Raw genomic sequence first — 276 nt, 5'->3', positions numbered from 1 at the left:
ATCTCATCCTGAGCGGTTAAAAACATCTCGACCGCCAATGTCCCTACCAAATCAAGTTTTTCTGCAAGCTGCAAGGCTTCATTAATAGCCTTCCGTTCAGCTTGTTGACTAATACGTGCGGGAACAATGCTTTTATGAAGAATATTTTCAATATGAATATTTTCCGCGATTGGAAAATGACTTGCCTCGCCATTTGCCTTACGCGTCACGATAATCGAGATTTCTTTTACGAAAGGTATCCAGGCTTCCAGCACACATACACCTGTTTTGAGCAGG

At 42.4% G+C, this 276-nt stretch carries 1 protein-coding gene; it reads right to left on the bottom strand.

Going from position 1 to position 276, the window contains the following annotated elements:
* Nucleotides 1-276 (bottom strand): ATP-grasp domain-containing protein (locus SB773_RS31525; protein WP_410594244.1); only part of this gene is annotated, 276 nt, incomplete at both ends.

Origin of the sequence: Bacillus sp. SIMBA_074 (assembly GCF_046534555.1) — a bacterium.
Classification (GTDB): Bacteria; Bacillota; Bacilli; order Bacillales; family Bacillaceae_G; genus Bacillus_A; species Bacillus_A mycoides.
The sequence above is the reverse complement of the archived record's forward strand: the minus strand, read 5'-3'. Positions and strand labels throughout refer to the sequence as shown.